Origin of the sequence: Streptococcus sp. AM28-20, assembly GCF_003603595.1 — a bacterium.
Taxonomy (GTDB): Bacteria; Bacillota; Bacilli; order Lactobacillales; family Streptococcaceae; genus Streptococcus; species Streptococcus ilei.
In genome coordinates this window covers 489456-506127 of record NZ_QTNK01000002.1, presented here as the reverse complement: position 1 = coordinate 506127, position 16672 = coordinate 489456, and the positions used below count along the sequence as shown (strand labels likewise).

The 16672-nt window shown below is 42.0% G+C and carries 17 protein-coding genes; all 17 read left to right on the top strand.

The window, feature by feature from the left end; all coding sequences use genetic code 11:
* The first annotated feature begins 7 nt into the window (after window positions 1-7).
* On the top strand, window positions 8-430 hold the full coding sequence (locus tag DW738_RS07425; RefSeq protein ID WP_023027377.1) for an SP_0198 family lipoprotein: 423 nt from the start codon (window positions 8-10) through the stop codon (window positions 428-430).
* 265 nt (window positions 431-695) lie between these two features.
* Window positions 696-2231: a cardiolipin synthase gene (gene cls / locus DW738_RS07415; protein ID WP_023027376.1), complete on the top strand. Its 1536-nt coding sequence runs from the start codon at window positions 696-698 to the stop codon at window positions 2229-2231.
* Window positions 2232-2381: 150 nt separating this feature from the next.
* A complete protein-coding gene (locus tag DW738_RS07410; RefSeq protein WP_042361291.1) occupies window positions 2382-2600 on the top strand; it encodes a hypothetical protein in 219 nt (72 codons plus the stop codon).
* A complete protein-coding gene (locus DW738_RS07405) occupies window positions 2600-3244 on the top strand; it encodes a hypothetical protein (protein ID WP_042361290.1) in 645 nt (214 codons plus the stop codon). Before DW738_RS07410 ends, DW738_RS07405 begins: the two co-directional genes overlap by 1 nt.
* Before the next feature lie 439 nt (window positions 3245-3683).
* Window positions 3684-5162 (top strand): LCP family protein, encoded by a 1479-nt coding sequence (locus tag DW738_RS07400; protein WP_165852131.1) that lies wholly within the window; start codon window positions 3684-3686, stop codon window positions 5160-5162.
* Window positions 5155-5886 (top strand): capsular polysaccharide biosynthesis protein Cps4B, encoded by a 732-nt coding sequence (gene cps4B / locus DW738_RS07395; protein WP_123160708.1) that lies wholly within the window; start codon window positions 5155-5157, stop codon window positions 5884-5886. Before DW738_RS07400 ends, cps4B begins: the two co-directional genes overlap by 8 nt.
* Before the next feature lie 42 nt (window positions 5887-5928).
* Window positions 5929-6624 carry a Wzz/FepE/Etk N-terminal domain-containing protein gene (locus DW738_RS07390; protein WP_123160707.1) on the top strand — a complete coding sequence of 232 codons (696 nt, stop codon included), beginning with the start codon at window positions 5929-5931 and terminating at the stop codon, window positions 6622-6624.
* Window positions 6625-6636: 12 nt separating this feature from the next.
* The gene (locus DW738_RS07385) at window positions 6637-7332 is read left to right on the top strand and encodes a tyrosine-protein kinase (RefSeq protein WP_023024691.1); all 696 of its coding nucleotides are present in this window, start codon (window positions 6637-6639) and stop codon (window positions 7330-7332) included.
* A gap of 19 nt (window positions 7333-7351) precedes the next feature.
* Entirely contained in the window at window positions 7352-8725 is a 1374-nt protein-coding gene (locus DW738_RS07380; RefSeq protein ID WP_023027372.1) for a sugar transferase, read from the top strand.
* A 2-nt stretch (window positions 8726-8727) separates the two neighbouring features.
* On the top strand, window positions 8728-9513 hold the full coding sequence (locus DW738_RS07375; RefSeq protein ID WP_123160706.1) for a LicD family protein: 786 nt from the start codon (window positions 8728-8730) through the stop codon (window positions 9511-9513).
* Between the two features lie 20 nt (window positions 9514-9533).
* Window positions 9534-10256 (top strand): WecB/TagA/CpsF family glycosyltransferase, encoded by a 723-nt coding sequence (locus DW738_RS07370; RefSeq protein WP_195348423.1) that lies wholly within the window; start codon window positions 9534-9536, stop codon window positions 10254-10256.
* Complete coding sequence (locus tag DW738_RS07365; protein ID WP_123160704.1) at window positions 10231-11316, top strand: glycosyltransferase family 4 protein; 1086 nt, start codon at window positions 10231-10233, stop codon at window positions 11314-11316. Before DW738_RS07370 ends, DW738_RS07365 begins: the two co-directional genes overlap by 26 nt.
* The gene (gene wecB, locus DW738_RS07360) at window positions 11313-12407 is read left to right on the top strand and encodes a UDP-N-acetylglucosamine 2-epimerase (non-hydrolyzing) (RefSeq protein WP_123160703.1); all 1095 of its coding nucleotides are present in this window, start codon (window positions 11313-11315) and stop codon (window positions 12405-12407) included. Before DW738_RS07365 ends, wecB begins: the two co-directional genes overlap by 4 nt.
* A complete protein-coding gene (locus tag DW738_RS07355; RefSeq protein ID WP_123160702.1) occupies window positions 12407-13372 on the top strand; it encodes a glycosyltransferase family 2 protein in 966 nt (321 codons plus the stop codon). The genes wecB and DW738_RS07355 overlap by 1 nt, the downstream gene beginning before the upstream one ends.
* A gap of 55 nt (window positions 13373-13427) precedes the next feature.
* Window positions 13428-14135, top strand: a complete 708-nt coding sequence (locus DW738_RS07350) for a 2-C-methyl-D-erythritol 4-phosphate cytidylyltransferase (protein ID WP_118396286.1) — start codon at window positions 13428-13430, stop codon at window positions 14133-14135.
* A gap of 1 nt (window position 14136) precedes the next feature.
* Complete coding sequence (locus DW738_RS07345) at window positions 14137-15162, top strand: zinc-binding dehydrogenase (RefSeq protein WP_123160701.1); 1026 nt, start codon at window positions 14137-14139, stop codon at window positions 15160-15162.
* 6 nt (window positions 15163-15168) lie between these two features.
* Complete coding sequence (locus tag DW738_RS07340; protein WP_123160700.1) at window positions 15169-16587, top strand: flippase; 1419 nt, start codon at window positions 15169-15171, stop codon at window positions 16585-16587.
* The last annotated feature ends 85 nt before the right edge of the window (window positions 16588-16672 follow it).

Genomic DNA, 16672 nt, shown 5'->3' with positions numbered 1-16672 from the left:
ACCATCCATGGCAAAGAAAATGACTGTTTTATTAGCAACAGCTACAGTCCTCCTACTTGGAGCGTGTTCAAATCAGCAAACACCATCGCAAACGAATACTTCATCAAGTGCGACGACAACAACGGCGACATCTTCTAAACAGACAACAACCAGCCCGCAGGTGAACCAAACTGGTCTTGACGGAACCTATATGGGAATGGATGAAAGTGATCAAGTGACTCTCGTCATCACTGGTGATTCAGGGACTTGGACAGCTGTAGAGGCAGATGGAGAGCAAGAGCTGAAACAGGTCAAGCTAGATGCTACCAACCAGATCATTTTTATCGGAGATGATGGTTACCGCTATCAATTAGAGGGTCAACAATTGACCCTGAAAGAAACGGACCAAGACTTGGGTGATCAGGATACGATCGTTCTGACCAAGCAATAAACTAGCAGAAGTGAGAGTGGGACAGAAATCCTAGCCTCTCAATTGTCTTTGGATTGTCGAGCAAGACGCAGTGGTTGAGTGGGCTCTACTACGCTGATTTCATCAGCTTTTACAGCCCTACTCAACTGTGCGGAGGTGGGACGACGAAATCGAATTCTAACGAATGACCGATTTCTGTCCCACTCTCTTTTTTCATTTTATCGGGTTTGCGCTCCCTTCTTAGAACTGGTATACTAGTAGGGATTATAAAAGAAGGAGAATGAGGGTGAGTTTTCGAAAGATTCGATTGTTAATGTCCAAATATGGGTTCAGTATCCTCTTTATGGGGTTCGAACTCTGGCTGTCTTTTGCGGCCTTCTTTTGGCTTAATGGATGGTTCCCAAATTGGATGTCTGTCACTATCATGGTCCTCTTGTATATCTCGACCATTTTGGCGATCGTCAACCGCAATATGCCTCCAGAGAGCAAGGTGACCTGGCTCTTGATTGCCGTCATCCCCGTCTTTGGTTCCCTTCTTTACCTCATGTTTGGGGAGCGTCGTCTGTCCAAAAAAGAAATGGTTCAGTTGGAAAATATGGAGTCCATGAATTTCCGTGAGGACAAGAGCCGCGTGCTTCGCCTCCAGTTAAAGGAAGAGAGTAAGGCCGTTTATGGGATGGTCAAGTCTATTCTATCCATGGACCACAATGCAGATCTCTACAACGGGACAGTTTCGACCTTTTTCCCACTAGGGGATCAGATGTTTCCACAATTGTTGGAGGATTTGCGCTCAGCCAAGAAATTTATCTTTCTCGAATTTTATATCATCGAGGAAGGTCTGATGTGGAACAGCATCCTAGATATCCTACTTGAGAAAGTTAAAGAAGGGGTCGAAGTGAAGCTGTTATACGATGATATTGGCTGTATGGCGACCCTCAAGGGAAACTATTCTAAACGCTTGCGCAAGTTAGGGATTGATGCCCATAAGTTTAACAAGGTGGTGCCACGATTAACGGTGGCCTATAACAACCGAGACCACAGAAAGATCTTGGTCATTGATGGTCAGATTGGCTATACAGGTGGGGTCAACCTAGCGGATGAGTATATCAACCAGAGAGAACGCTTCGGCCATTGGAAAGATAGTGCAGTGCGCTTGGACGGTCGAGCCGTCAAGGCCTTGACGCGACTTTTTCTCATGAACTGGTACATTAACCAGGGAGAAATTGAAGATTTTGATAAATACCATATGGAAAACCAAGCGGTAGATGGTGAAGGTTTCTATATCCCCTTTGGTAGTGGACCGAAACCGATCTATAAGTCCCAGGTTGGTAAGGCTGTGTATCAGAATATCATCAATCAGGCAACGGACTATGTCTATATTACGACCCCTTATTTAATCATTGATTATGATTTGACAGAAGATATTCGAAATGCGGCACTCCGAGGCGTTGACGTACGCATCGTGACCCCCTCCATTCCGGATAAAAAGTTGATCCAAATCGTTACACGAGGGGCTTATCCAGACCTGATGGAAGCAGGGGTAAAAATCTATGAGTACACTCCAGGCTTTATCCATAGCAAGCAAGTATTGGCCGATGATGAAGTCGCAGTAGTCGGGACCATCAATTTTGACTATCGGAGTCTAGTCCATCACTATGAGAATGCTGTCTGGATGTATCGAAGCCCAGAATTGACCAAGATCCGAACTGATTTTGAAGAGATTTTCTCCGTGTCTCAGCAGATCAAATTGGACACTTTCCGAATCACCTGGTACCAGTATTTGATCAAAGAGATTATGCAGTTATTTGCGCCCATGCTATAGGCGATGAGATCCCTCCGCAAGAGAAGGGGTCTTTTTTATTACGAAGTAGAGACAAAATATTACAATTTATTTACATAGGCTTGTCTAAGAATGTTCAGGGAGGCTATTTTTGGTATAATGAACATAATCTATAAAAAATAAGGAGAACTTATGAAAAAGCTCGTAAAATATGGTGTCTTACCAGCCTGCTTGTTGTTGTTGGTAGCTTGTTCGTCAAAACCAGCTACTGAGAAAAAAGCAGCCAAAGAGGATAAAGTAGAACAATCTAGTGAGTCAAAAGAGGAAAAAACAAAAAACAAATTGAGAAAGATGGAGATATCATTCTTCGTGCCATCTTCACTGACCATTCTTCTGGTTTCACAACCTTGATGGGAACGTCAGTTGACAAGTGGAAAAAACAAATTACCGAAAAATTTGTTGATGAAAATGCCTCAAAATATCTACCTGCAGAAGACTTTACACTTGAACTCTCAACTGAAACATTCACGCCAGAAAAAATCTTAGAATTGTTTGACCAAGCTCGTTTCAAAGTGCTAGCAACTATTGGTGATGACTATGAAATCACTAAGGTTGAAGACGAAGGAGATACTGCGACAGTTACGTTCAAATCTCGTGCCATTGCAACACGTGACTTGGCTAACTTGATCAACCGTGCAAAATCTAGTCTTTTTGAAAACGGAATTGAAGATGTTAAAAAATTAGAAGACAACACAGATCCAGATCTAGAAAAACGCTTGTCTCTATTGAACAACTTCTTGTTCTATTATGCCTTTGACCGCTTGAATGAAGACTTTGGTTACATCGAACCACGCGAGTACACTTTGGAATTGACGAAAACCAAAGAAGGACGTTACATCCTTAGTGATGAAAGCTTCCTTGAATTGCGTAAGGAAATCTTTGTAAACGAATACTCTGCTGATGGAGCTGAAACTCGTAAAGGAAGCAATTCCTCACAGAGTGACTCAACTAGCAAGGATTCAGATACAAGTTCAACCTCAAAAGATAAAGTATAAATCTATACAAAAGGTGAGTTTTCTCACCTTCAGATTGAAGATAAAGTCTTCCGAAAAACTTTCCTTAGGTGAGTGCGGACGTCAGCGAACTTCGAAGAAGTTCCATGACTTAGTTTTGAGCCTAGGGTCTCAAAACTCCCGAGTGCCTGAAATTATTGTGTTTCAGGCACTTTTCTCACAGCGGAAAGTTTTTAATCTTCTTAAATGGCAAAATAAATCATTTTTGAAGAGTAACTAGCTGTTTTATGTAAAATAATAGTTTATCTACATTCAAAAAGGTGAGTTTCCTCACCTTTTTTATTTACTCATTTCTTTGTCCCATATTGCTGTACAGAGAGCTCAGAATAGTATAAAATTAATAGTGGAGAATTGGGCATAGATTCCGATTTTTAGGATGATTTTATGTTATAATATTTAAGAAAATAGTATGGGGGATGAAATGAATCGAAGTAGAAAAAACAAACGTTCAACCAGAACGAGCAGTTGGGATCAGCTACGTATTGTCAATAGTGGTCTCTGGGTCTTAACGCTACTTGTGGCTGGACTCTTTCTTTATAATATCTTTAGCTACAATATCCTAGCTTTCCGTTATTTGAATATCCTTGTGACGGTCTTGCTAGTTGGCGGACTTTTTTTAACCTTGGGTTTGATCCTTGCAGGCAAGGCTAAAAAGACGACGCTATTTTTATTGGTTCTGGGCTTGCTAGGGACCTCCGTGGGGACCTATGTTACCCAGCAATTGGTCGATGTCGCTGGAAATGTGAACCGAAATGCCAACTATACAGAATTTGAAATGGCTGTCTATGTCAAAGCGGATAGTCCAATCCAAGATATCAAAGAAATTAGCAGTGTAGCGGCACCTACGGGGAATAACAATGCAGACGATCTTCAAGCTTTGGTAGAGGAAGTGAAGAAAACGCGCCAGCATGACTTGACGATTGAAGATGTGGAATCTTATGTGGCAGCTTACCAGGCCCTACAAGAAGACAAGACAAAAGCCATTGCCTTGAATAGTACCTTTGAAGATACCATTGCAAGTGTGGATGCTGACTATGCAAAAAAATTAAAGAAAATATACTCCTATAAGATTCGCCGTCAAGTTGAAACCAAAGCTAAGGCGGATGCGAATGCGGACACCTTTAACATCTATGTCAGTGGGATTGATACTTACGGTCCAGTCACTTCGGTTTCTCGATCTGATGTCAATATTATTATGACGGTCAACCGAAAGACCAAGCAAGTCTTGTTGACCACCACTCCGCGTGATGCCTATGTACCGATCGCCGATGGCGGAAACAACCAAGGGGATAAATTGACCCACGCTGGGATTTATGGAGTAGATGCATCTATTCATACCCTAGAAAATCTGTATGGCATCAAGATTGACTACTATGTCCGTTTGAACTTCACCTCCTTCTTGAAGCTTGTCGACTTAGTCGGAGGGATTGATGTAGAAAATGATCAAGAATTTACAAGTCTACACGGGAACTACCACTTCCCTGTAGGAAAAGTCCACTTGGATTCGGAACAGGCCCTTGGCTTTGTCCGTGAACGTTACTCTCTCGAAGGTGGAGACAACGATCGTGGGAAGAACCAAGAAAAAGTGATCGCAGCCATTATCCATAAATTAACATCGACCAAAGCATTGAGCAATTACAATGAAATCATTTCTGGTTTACAAGATTCCTTGCAAACCAATATGCCCTTGCCAACGATTATGAATTTGGTGAATACCCAGTTGGAGACTGGCGGAAGTTACAAGGTGACTTCTCAAGCTGTCACTGGACAAGGACGAAATGATTTACCTTCATATGCTATGCCAGGATCTGCCCTCTACATGATGGAGTTGAACGCTGATAGTGTGGCACAAGCCAAAGAAAAGATAAACCAAACCATGGAAGGAAAAAACAATGATTGATATTCATTCACACATTGTCTTTGATGTGGATGATGGACCAAAGACGATTGAGGATAGCAAGCTCCTCATTGAGGAAAGCTACCGTCAGGGGGTTCGTACCATCGTTTCGACATCTCATCGTCGAAAAGGGATGTTTGAAACCCCAGAAGAAAAGATCTATCAAAACTACTTGGCAGTAAAAGAGATGGTGGAGACCTATCTGCCAGAAATGACCTTGCATTTTGGAGCAGAAATCTACTATACGCGAGATATCTTAGAAAAGTTAGAAGCTGGGACCATTCCGACGTTGGCTGAGACCAGTTTTGCCTTGATTGAATTTAGTATGGCGACGCCTTACAAGGAGATTCACCAAGCCTTAAGTGCAGTCTTGCGCTTAGGAGTGACTCCGGTGGTTGCCCATATTGAACGGTACCACTGTTTGGAAAAGAATGAAAAACGGGTACGGGAATTGATCCGAATGGGATGCTATACCCAGATCAATAGTTCTAGTGTCCTCAAGCCTAAACTGTTTGGTGATCGCTACAAGTTCATGAAACATCGTGCCCGATATTTCTTGGACAAGGACTTGGTCCATTTTGTTGCAAGCGATATGCACAATGTCGATCAGCGCCCTCCATACATGGAAAAAGCTTATCAGTTGATTGAAAAACGTTACGGAAGTGACCGGGCACGTGCCCTCTTTGTTGAAAATCAACAAACATTATTGGATAACGAATTATTTTAACAATCAAGTTCCATCACGGAGATTGAAAAGGAGAAAGTGAATATGAAAAAGCAAGAGAGCAAAGAGATCGAATTGGATGTGGTCTCCCTCTTTAAAACCTTATGGCGTCGTAAATTCTCAATTATCATTACGGCCTTGCTGTTTGCGATTGGAGCCTTAGGGTACAGCGCTTTTGTAGCGAAAAAGATCTACCAAAGTACTAGTCGTATCTACGTGGTCAGCCGTCAGAACCAAGAAAACAATGCCTTGACTAACCAAGATCTTCAAGCGGGATCCTATTTGGTTAAAGACTATCGCGAGATTATCCTTTCTCAAAATGTCTTGAACCAGGCCATTGAAGAGTTGAAGTTGGAAATGACTCCAGCAGAGCTTGCTAAGAAAGTCTCAGTGGCAGTTCCGACAGATACTCGGATTTTGTCCATCACTGCATCAGACCCAGATCCACAAGAAGCAGCTCGCATCGCGAATGGCTTGAAAGATGTAGCGGCAGAAAAAATTATTGCTGTAACCAAGGTGTCTGACGTGACAACATTGGATGAGGCAGTTGTCCCGCAAAATCCTTCTTCACCAAATATCAAACGAAATGTTGTCATTGGCTTTGTCCTTGGTGGTGTCTTGATTTCTATTCTGGTGATCTTGTCAGAGGTATTGGATGACCGTGTGAAGAAACCAGAAGATATCGAAGAAGTGATGGGCATCACTCTATTAGGTGTGATCCCTAATGTGAAGAAACTGTAAGAGGGAGAATTCATGGCAACCTTAGAAATTGTAAAAAGCAAATTAACAGCGATGACTCAGGCTGAAGAGTATTTTAATGCCTTGAGTACCAATATTCAGTTGAGTGGGACCAATATTAAGGTCGTTGCCATCTCATCTGTACAACCAAACGAAGGAAAATCAACCATCTCTACGAATTTGGCGACAGCCTTTGCGCGTGCGGGCTATCGTACCTTGTTGATTGATGCGGATATCCGTAACTCGGTCATGACAGGTGTCTTCAAGAGCCAAGGTCGTGTCTCTGGATTGACAGAAGTACTTTCTGGGAAAACTGAGATTTCCCAAGCGATTGCGACAACAGACTATCCAAAACTGGACGTTCTCTTGTCAGGTCAGATTTCTCCAAACCCGACAGGTCTCTTGCAAAGTAAAAATTTCGAGGTCATCGTTGAGGCGCTTCGCAATCATTATGACTACATCATCGTAGACACCCCACCAATTGGGATGGTGATTGATGCAGCGATTATTGCTCAACGCTGTGATGGTAGCTTGATTGTGACGGCGGCAGGAGCTGTGAGTCGCAAGGCTGTGCAGAAGGCCAAAGAGCAACTGGAGCAGACGGGGACACCTTTCCTAGGAGTGGTCCTTAATAAATTTGATATTCAATTAGAGAAATATGGTTCCTATGGTAATTACGGGAACTATGGCAATTATGGGAAAAAAAGATAAGGAATAGGATAGGGATATTATGACAGAAGGAAGGGGATTTCACAAATTTGCTTTGGCCTTTGTTCAAAGTTTACCAGTCTTAGTTGTGGCTTATGTGTTTAGTTTTGTGACAGAGACAGAAATCCACTCTAATACAATTTTCTATCTATATTTATTGCATTACGTAGCTTTCTACGTCAGCGATTACAACCAAGATTATTTCAAGCGGGGCCATCTAGTTGATTTCTTACAAACTTTGAAATATAGCTTGTGTTTCGCGCTCGCCATCAGTTTTTCGAGCTTCTTTTTGGAGGAGAAGTTCTCCCTTTCTCGTCGGGGGATGATTTACTTTTTGGTTAGTCATACTCTTGTCCTTTATTTGATGAACTACCTCATCAAACGCTATTGGCGACGCTTCTATTACAGCCTTAAAGGAAGTCACAAGATTCTCTTGATTACGGCAAATTCTCGTTTGGATAAAGTTCTGGATCGGCTTCTTTCGTCAAATGATAGCGGTGGAGAAGTAATAGCTGTCACAGTATTGGACCGCCCAAACTTTCAACACCCAACTGTTCGGGTTGTTCCGAAGGAAGACCTGTTAACCTTTGCGACCTATGAAGTGGTAGACGAAGTCTTTCTCAATCTTCCAAGTGAAGAGTATGACATTGGTGAGTATGTCTCACAATTTGAGACTATGGGGATTGACGTCACCGTTAACCTCAATGCTTTTGATTTGAACTTTGCTGGCAACAAACGGATTCGAGAAGTGGCTGGGCTCAATGTCGTCACTTTCTCGACTAACTTCTACAAACCTAGCCACGTGACCGCGAAACGTGTGATCGATATCTGTGGCTCCTTGGTAGGCTTGGTTATCTGTGGTTTGGTAGCGATTGTATTGGTACCTTTGATTCGCAAGGATGGAGGTCCTGCTATTTTTGTCCAGAAACGAGTCGGGAAAAATGGGCGCTATTTCAAATTTTATAAATTCCGTTCGATGTATGTCGATGCAGAGGAGCGGAAAAAAGAATTGTTGGATCAAAACACCATGACCGGTGGCATGTTTAAAATGGATAATGACCCTCGGATTACGCCGATTGGGCGCTTTATCCGCAAGACCAGTCTAGATGAGTTACCACAATTCTTCAATGTTCTAAAGGGAGATATGAGTCTGGTTGGAACCCGTCCGCCAACAGTGGATGAGTATGAGAAATACACTCCAGAACAAAAACGTCGCTTGAGTTTTAAGCCTGGTATTACAGGGCTTTGGCAGGTGAGTGGTCGTAGCGAAATTACAGACTTTGATGAAGTCGTTCGCTTAGATATATCTTATATTGATGGCTGGACGATCTGGTCAGATATTAAAATCTTGCTGAAAACGATCAAAGTTGTGTTTAAACGAGATGGAGCGAAGTAAGAATGAGTAAAGTAAGACAGATTCAATTAGGAGAGTTGTCCTTATTAGAAAAGTATATTGAGATTTGTTCTAAGTACAATCTTCGCTATTATGCTTTAGGTGGGACTTTATTAGGAGCTATTCGTCACAAAGGATTTATTCCCTGGGATGATGATATGGATTTGGGAATGCCTAGAAAAGATTATGAAAAATTCCTGGAAATTTGCGAAAAGGAATTGCCAGATCATGTCATCCTAAGAATCCATGATGATAATTTGGGTAACACATCCATCATGGATACTTCCCTTCAAATTGAATTTGGTGGGGTTGTGTGTAGTCCTTTTATCGATGTGTTTCCTTTAGATGGTTATCCATCAGATGGTTTCCACTATTTCTTACACACCAATAAAATTAAGTATTATCGTGCCCTTTCAAAAATATCTGTTATTAATCGCCTGCATAATCGCGACCGAGGTTTCTTTGAAAATACAATTGTGAAGGTCTCTAAGGTCCTTCACCTAGACAAGTTACTAAATACTGAAAAAATCAATCAGAAGTTACAAAATACGATCAAAAAATATGACTTTGAGACAAGTGATCTCGTGGGGAATGTCTTAGGATCCTATCGCGAGAGAGAATTGGCCTACAAAGAAGTATTCGGGGAGCCACAACTCCTTGATTTTGAAACTATTAAAATCAGTGGTCATGCCGATCCGGATGCATATCTGACAAAGATCTATGGCAATTATATGAAGCTGCCTGAAAAATCAGAGCAAAAAGGTCACTTTGAATCCACTTGGGGAGAATAAGTTTGAAAAGTTTTACAATGATGGGGGTCAGGATTGACCCTTTAACAATGGCTGAAACCGTTGCTGCTACAGAACAGTTTGTCCTAGATAAAAAACCGCTCCATTTGATGGGGGTCAACGCAGATAAGCTCAATCAGTGTGCGACAGATGAGGCCATCAAGAAGATTGTCAATGAGTCTGAAATCATCAATGCAGACGGTGCTTCTGTTGTTCTCGCTGCGCGCTATTTGGGCTATTCTGTGCCAGAGCGCGTGGCAGGCATTGATTTGATGCAGGAATTGCTCCATTTGGCCAATGAAAAAGGCTACTCTGTCTACTTCTTCGGTGCAAAAGAAGAAGTCTTGAGCGATATGCTGGCTAACTTTAAAAAGGATTATCCGAATCTCCGAGTAGTGGGTCATCGCAATGGCTATTTCTCTGCTGAAGAGGAGGAGGCTATTCAAGAGGATATTCGTGAGAAGAATCCTGACTTTGTCTTTGTTGGCATCACCTCTCCTAAAAAGGAGTACTTGATCCAGAAGTTTATGGACAATGGCGTAAACTCTGTCTTTATGGGAGTAGGAGGAAGCTTTGATGTCCTCTCAGGCCATATCAAGCGGGCGCCTATGTGGATGCAAAAGGCCAATCTGGAATGGTTGTTCCGTGTGGCCAATGAACCCAAACGGCTCTTCAAGCGCTATTTTGTAGGAAATGCGACTTTTATTAAGAGAGTAGTACATGAAAAACGGAAAGCAAAAAAATAATATTCTTCATATTTCTCGGACCATGGACATCGGTGGGGCGGAGCGAATTGTCTATCAGTTGGCGACAGACCTCAAGGATGAATTTGACCAGGTTCATGTCGCTTCGACTGGTGGATTGTGGGAAGAAAAGTTGGCAGAAAATGGGATACAGCATCATCAGATTTTGGATGTCGATAGTAAGAATCCATCCACTGTACTTGCTATTCTTTCTAGCCTATCTAAAATTATAAAAGACCAGCAGATCAATATTGTTCACACCCATCATCGAATGGCTGCTTTCTATATTCGTTTATTGCAATTGCGTCATCCGAAATTGCTTCATGTCTACACAGCCCATAATGTTTTTAAGGACAAATTGCCACTTTATAAATTTGCCCTAGGAAAGGCTCGAACGGTTGCTGTTAGTCAAGCTGTCCAGGAAAATATCCTTAATGACGTAAAGTCAAAAAACTCTGTTGTGATTTATAATGGAGTGAAAATGCAACACAGTGATCATACAGTAAATGACATTACTAAGTGTGACGGTATCAAAGTAGGTTGTATAGCTCGCTTATCGGAACAAAAAGGCTTAACTTATCTAATCGAAGCCATGTCACTAGTGACAAAGCCAAACGTCTCCCTATTCATTATTGGTAACGGAGAATTGAGAAATGATTTGATAAAACAAACAAAAGAGTTGGCGCTTGAAAAGAGAATTCATTTTTTAGGCTACCGGAGTGACATAGTAGAGTGTATCAATAGCTTTGATTTTTGTGTTCTTCCATCAGTCTTTGAAGGATTTGGATTGGTCGCAATCGAGGCCTTTATGAACGGTAAAACGATGATTGCAACAGATATTCCAGGTGTGAATGAAGTAGTCAACTCTGAGAATGGGATCCTCGTCCCAGCTGAGAATCCGCAAGCCTTGGCTCAAGCAATTAAAGACTTAGCAGGGAATCCTGAGAGAAGAGCCTCTTTGGCTGCTCAAGCAAAGAGGGATTATGATACCAAGTTTAGCTATTCTATCTTCTTAGACAACTATCGACACTTTTACCAATCGTTGAGAAAGGGTTCAAAATGAAAAAAGTACTGTTGGTTTTTGGGACGCGTCCAGAAGCCATTAAAATGTGTCCTTTGGTGAATGAACTCAAGCAGCACAATACGATTGAGACAGTGGTCTGTGTAACAGGACAACACAAGGAAATGTTAGAACAGGTCTTGGAGGTCTTTCAGGTTACTCCAGATTATGATCTTGGTATCATGAAGGCTAACCAAACCTTGTTTACCATTACGACATCAATCTTAGAGAAAATCCAACCGGTCTTGGAGAAGGAGAAGCCTGATATTGTCCTCGTCCATGGGGATACCACTACCACCTTTGCGACAGCTTTGGCGGCCTTTTATATGGGTATCAAAGTGGGTCATGTGGAAGCAGGTTTACGGACTTACAACCTTCAAAGTCCTTATCCCGAGGAGTTTAATCGTCAGGTTACGTCTATTGTGGCAGACTACAACTTTGCTCCGACCCAGGTTTCAAAAGCGAACCTAGAAAAAGAAGGACGTACCAATATCTTCATTACGGGAAATACAGTAATTGATGCCTTAAAGACAACGGTGAAAGAAGACTATGATCATCCTATTTTAGGATGGGCGAAAGGAAGTAAACTCATCATGTTGACGGCCCATCGTCGCGAAAATCTTGGGAAACCCATGGAACACATGTTCCGTGCGGTCAACCGGATTTTGGAAGAGTTTGAAGATGTGAAGGTGGTCTATCCCATTCACAAAAATCCAAAGGTCAGAGAATTGGCCAGCAAGATTTTTGGAGAGAATGAACGAATGAAAATCATTGAGCCACTGGAAGTGATTGATTTTCATAATTTCATGAACCAAAGCTATATGATTTTGACGGACTCAGGTGGCGTCCAAGAAGAAGCGCCTTCTTTAGGGAAGCCGGTCCTTGTCATGCGCGATACAACTGAACGTCCAGAAGGTGTGGCCGCAGGGACTCTGAAATTGGTCGGAACAGAAGAAGAAGCCATCTATCGCAACTTTAAGCTCCTTCTGGAAGACCAAGACGAATACAAGAAGATGAGCCGGGCAAGCAATCCCTATGGGGATGGAACGGCTTGTCAACGGATTGTAGAAATTATCATGAAGGGATTAGCATAATGGAAAAGGTTTCGATTGTCGTACCGGTCTATAATGTCGAGGAGTATTTACAGTATAGTGTCGGTAGTCTTAGACAACAGACCTATTCAAATATTGAAATCATCCTGGTCGATGATGGATCAACCGATCGTTCAGGAGAAATTTGTGACCAGTATGCCCAGGAAGATGACCGTATTCGAGTATTGCATATTGAGAATGGTGGACTTTCTAATGCTCGAAATACGGGTGTAAGAGCTGCAACAGCTCATTGGATAATGTTTCTAGATTCAGATGATTACTATGATCGCAGGACCGTTGAATATTTGATGGGATTGAAAGAACAGTATAATGTTGATTTTGTATCGACTCCGGTCATTGAAGTTAGAAATCATGAGGACAAAGATTTTTCGGGTGACATAAATGAAAAGAGTCCAAGAAAATTGGATCGTCATACAGCTCTCAAAGAGATGTTCTATGGTCGCCATGTAGGGACTCATTCGGGGGGGAAACTCTATAAGAAAGAGATTCTACTTCAATATCCCTACCCTGAAGGAATGATTTATGAAGACTTAGCCATTGCGTATGAACATATTGCTACTTGCAAGGAGATTGCTATTAGCGACCTCAATCTCTATAAATACTATCGAAGAGCGGGTAGTATCGTTAATTCGAAGTATAGCGATCGCCTTTTGGATTTTTATAAGGCTATGGAATGGAACAGAGCCTATGTTGATCGAGACTATCCTGATGATCAGGAAATGAAAAAAGCAGTCAATACACGCTATGTCTTTAATGGCTTGCATGTGGTCCATGCCTTATTAGGTTCTCAAATGTATGACCAAGTCAACAAGATTCGCAAAGAATATCGTCGCTATTGGAAAGATATTCTAGTCAATTCACATATTACAAGAAAAAATAAACTCAAATACCTTCTTTTGCTCCTTTCTCCTCAGTTGTATCAAAAGGTGAGAGCAAAATTAGGCTAGATCGCCAATGGCTATATTCTAGGGAAGGAAAAGATACAAAAACAGGAGGTTTAGGATGATTTATGCTGGGATTTTAGCAGGTGGAACTGGCTCACGGATGGGGATTACGGATATGCCCAAACAATTTTTGGATTTGGGGGGACGTCCTATTTTAATCCATACCGTTGAGAAGTTCTTATTAGTTCATGAAATTCAGAAAATTGTATTGGGAATTCATCCGGACTGGGTGACTTATACGGAAGATCTAGTAGACAAATACTTGGCTTCTTATAAGGAACGGATCTTGGTTGTAGAGGGAGGAAGTGACAGAAACTCTACCATCGAAAATATCATCAAGGCTATCGATAAGGTGCAGCCTTTAACAGATGAGGATATTATTGTTACACATGATTCGGTTCGTCCCTTTGTCAGCCTAAAGACCATTCAAGAAAATATTGAATTGGCCAAGAGCCATGCTGTTGTAGATACAGTCGTTGAAGCGACCGATACTATTGTTCAAAGCTTGGATAATACCTTTATCACGGATATCCCAGAGCGGCAATACCTCTATCAGGGTCAAACCCCTCAGACCTTTAAAATGAAAGATTTCCTCGCCTTGTATCATGATTTGAGTGACCAGCAGAAAGAAGTCTTGACGGATGCCTGCAAGATCTTTGTCATCAATGGGGAAAAAGTTGCCCTGGCTAAAGGGGAATATTCCAATATTAAAATTACGACGATTACAGATTTGAAAATTGCACGCGGTATGATTGAGGACAATTAATATGTTGAACCAAATCTTTCAGCTGACCCAGCCGAAAAATATCACCATCAAATACCAAGAAGAAGACATGAGCCGTGGAGACAAGGTGTTGATTCGCCCCTATTACATGGCTATTTGTCACGCGGATCAACGTTACTACCAAGGGAAGCGGGATCCTAAGGTGCTCAAAAAGAAGTTGCCCATGGCCCTTATCCATGAATCGTCTGGTATCGTGGTAGCGGATCCTACAGGGACCTATCAACCAGGACAGATTGTAGCCATGGTTCCCAACCAGCCTCCCCATCAAACAGAAGGTGTCTTCTTTGAAAATTATTTAGAGGGAACGCACTTCTTGTCTAGTGGCTTTAATGGCTTCATGCAGGAAGTGGTTGCCTTGCCACTGGATCGTGTAGTGGCTTATCCAGAGGAAGTTCGGGGCCCTGTCACAGCCTTAGCGGAGTTTAGTAGTGTTGCCATGCATGCCATTCATCGCTTTGACCTCATTGCCCACCAACGAAGAGAATCTGTTTTAATTTTAGGTGATGGAAGTCTCTCTTATGTAGTTGCGACTTCTTTACACTATCTTTACCCAGATTTGAAAATTACAGTCGTAGGGCGCAATAGTGATAAACTGCAATTGTTTAATTTTATCCATCAGGCAATTTTAACCAGCGAGTTGACAGAAGACCAACGTTTTGATCATGCTTTTGAATGTACTGGCGGTCAAGGAAGTGAACCAGCTATCAATGACATTATTGATCACATCAAGCCTCAAGGAACCGTGATGCTGATGGGAGTTAGTGATAACCGGGTCGCGGTCAATACAAGAGATGTTCTTGAAAAGGGCTTGACCCTTGTTGGGTCTTCTCGCTCAGGTCGTGAAGATTTCGAGCAGGCTGTAGAAATGCTGGCGAATCGTCGGGTCCAAAGTCGCTTAAAGAATATCATCCATGTTGACGGAGAAGTTCAAGCTATTTCAGACATTCATCGTGCTTTTGCGACGGATCTAGTTACGCCGTTTAAAACAGTCTTTAAGTGGGGAATATAGACAATCATGAAAGTGCTAAAAAATTACGCCTATAATCTCTCCTACCAGTTACTGGTGATTATCTTGCCGATTATCACCACCCCTTATGTAACACGGGTTTTTAGTTCAAATGACTTAGGGACTTATGGTTATTTCAACTCCATTGTCACCTACTTTATTCTTTTAGCGACCTTGGGAGTGGCCAATTATGGCACCAAGGAGATCTCAGGACACCGAAAAGACATCCAAAAGAATTTCTGGGGGATTTATACCCTCCAGTTGGGGGCTACGGTTTTATCCCTTAGCCTCTATGTTCTTTTATGTGTAACCCTGTCTTCTATGCAAAATCCTGTGGCCTATATCTTAGGACTTAGCTTAGTATCAAAAGGGCTCGATATTTCCTGGCTCTTTCAGGGGTTAGAGGACTTCCGCAAGATTACGATTCGGAATATCACGGTCAAACTGGTTGGAGTCATCTCCATCTTCTTGTTTGTCAGATCTGCCAATGATCTTTATCTCTATGTATTCTTACTAACGATCTTTGAGCTCTTAGGTCAGCTCAGTATGTGGCTACCCGCTCGTGAATTTATTGGGAAACCCCATTTTGATTTGGCTTATGCACGGGTGCATTTAAAACCGGTTATTCTGCTCTTTTTACCGCAGATTGCCATTTCCTTGTATGTCACTTTAGACCGAACCATGCTGGGGGCTCTCGCATCTAAGATGGATGTGGGGATCTATGACCAGGCCTTAAAATTGGTCAATATTTTGTTAACCTTGGTGACCTCACTGGGGAGCGTCATGTTGCCTCGGGTATCGAGCCTTTTATCCTCGGGGGACCATAAGGCGGTCATTAAGATGCACCAAATGTCCTTTTTGATTTATAATTTGGTCATTTTCCCGATTATTGCCGGCATGCTAATTGTCAATGATGACTTTGTTCAGTTCTTCCTAGGGAAGGATTTCCAGGATGCACGTTATGCCATTGCCATCATGATTTTTAGAATGTTCTTTATCGGATGGACCAATATCATGGGGATTCAAATTCTAATCCCTCATAATAAAAATAAAGAATTTATGATTTCGACAACTGTTCCTGCCATTATCAGTGTCGGATTGAACCTAATCTTCCTACCAAAACTGGGCTTTATTGGAGCTGCCATTGTGTCAGTGTTGACAGAAGCTTTGGTATGGGGGATTCAACTCTACTTCACACGAACGTATCTCAAAGAAGTGCCGATTATGGGCTCAATGATGAAGATTGTGCTCGCTTCAGGCCTGATGTATGGTCTATTACTACTAGTCAAATCCATTGTCCATTTTTCGCCGACTCTGAATGTCGTTCTGTATGCCGGACTAGGTGGGATCATCTATGGAACCTTGATTTTGCTCTTCAAGGTGGTGAATGTGAAAGAGTTAAAACAGCAATTTACGAAACGTGCATAAAGCAAGACTCATCCATAAAGATGGAAGAAGTACTTGTTAGACGAAATAATGGTAACTATGAAAAGAGAGGCCGAGAAAGGAAAGA

Coding starts and splice junctions, on each gene's coding strand:
- DW738_RS07425 (WP_023027377.1), top strand. CDS start 8: ATGGCAAAGAAAATGACTGTTTTATTAGCAACAGCTACAGTCCTCCTA.
- DW738_RS07410 (WP_042361291.1), top strand. CDS start 2,382: ATGAAAAAGCTCGTAAAATATGGTGTCTTACCAGCCTGCTTGTTGTTG.
- DW738_RS07405 (WP_042361290.1), top strand. CDS start 2,600: ATGGGAACGTCAGTTGACAAGTGGAAAAAACAAATTACCGAAAAATTT.
- DW738_RS07400 (WP_165852131.1), top strand. CDS start 3,684: ATGAATCGAAGTAGAAAAAACAAACGTTCAACCAGAACGAGCAGTTGG.
- cps4B (WP_123160708.1), top strand. CDS start 5,155: ATGATTGATATTCATTCACACATTGTCTTTGATGTGGATGATGGACCA.
- DW738_RS07390 (WP_123160707.1), top strand. CDS start 5,929: ATGAAAAAGCAAGAGAGCAAAGAGATCGAATTGGATGTGGTCTCCCTC.
- DW738_RS07385 (WP_023024691.1), top strand. CDS start 6,637: ATGGCAACCTTAGAAATTGTAAAAAGCAAATTAACAGCGATGACTCAG.
- DW738_RS07380 (WP_023027372.1), top strand. CDS start 7,352: ATGACAGAAGGAAGGGGATTTCACAAATTTGCTTTGGCCTTTGTTCAA.
- DW738_RS07375 (WP_123160706.1), top strand. CDS start 8,728: ATGAGTAAAGTAAGACAGATTCAATTAGGAGAGTTGTCCTTATTAGAA.
- DW738_RS07370 (WP_195348423.1), top strand. CDS start 9,534: ATGGGGGTCAGGATTGACCCTTTAACAATGGCTGAAACCGTTGCTGCT.
- DW738_RS07365 (WP_123160704.1), top strand. CDS start 10,231: ATGAAAAACGGAAAGCAAAAAAATAATATTCTTCATATTTCTCGGACC.
- wecB (WP_123160703.1), top strand. CDS start 11,313: ATGAAAAAAGTACTGTTGGTTTTTGGGACGCGTCCAGAAGCCATTAAA.
- DW738_RS07355 (WP_123160702.1), top strand. CDS start 12,407: ATGGAAAAGGTTTCGATTGTCGTACCGGTCTATAATGTCGAGGAGTAT.
- DW738_RS07350 (WP_118396286.1), top strand. CDS start 13,428: ATGATTTATGCTGGGATTTTAGCAGGTGGAACTGGCTCACGGATGGGG.
- DW738_RS07345 (WP_123160701.1), top strand. CDS start 14,137: ATGTTGAACCAAATCTTTCAGCTGACCCAGCCGAAAAATATCACCATC.
- DW738_RS07340 (WP_123160700.1), top strand. CDS start 15,169: ATGAAAGTGCTAAAAAATTACGCCTATAATCTCTCCTACCAGTTACTG.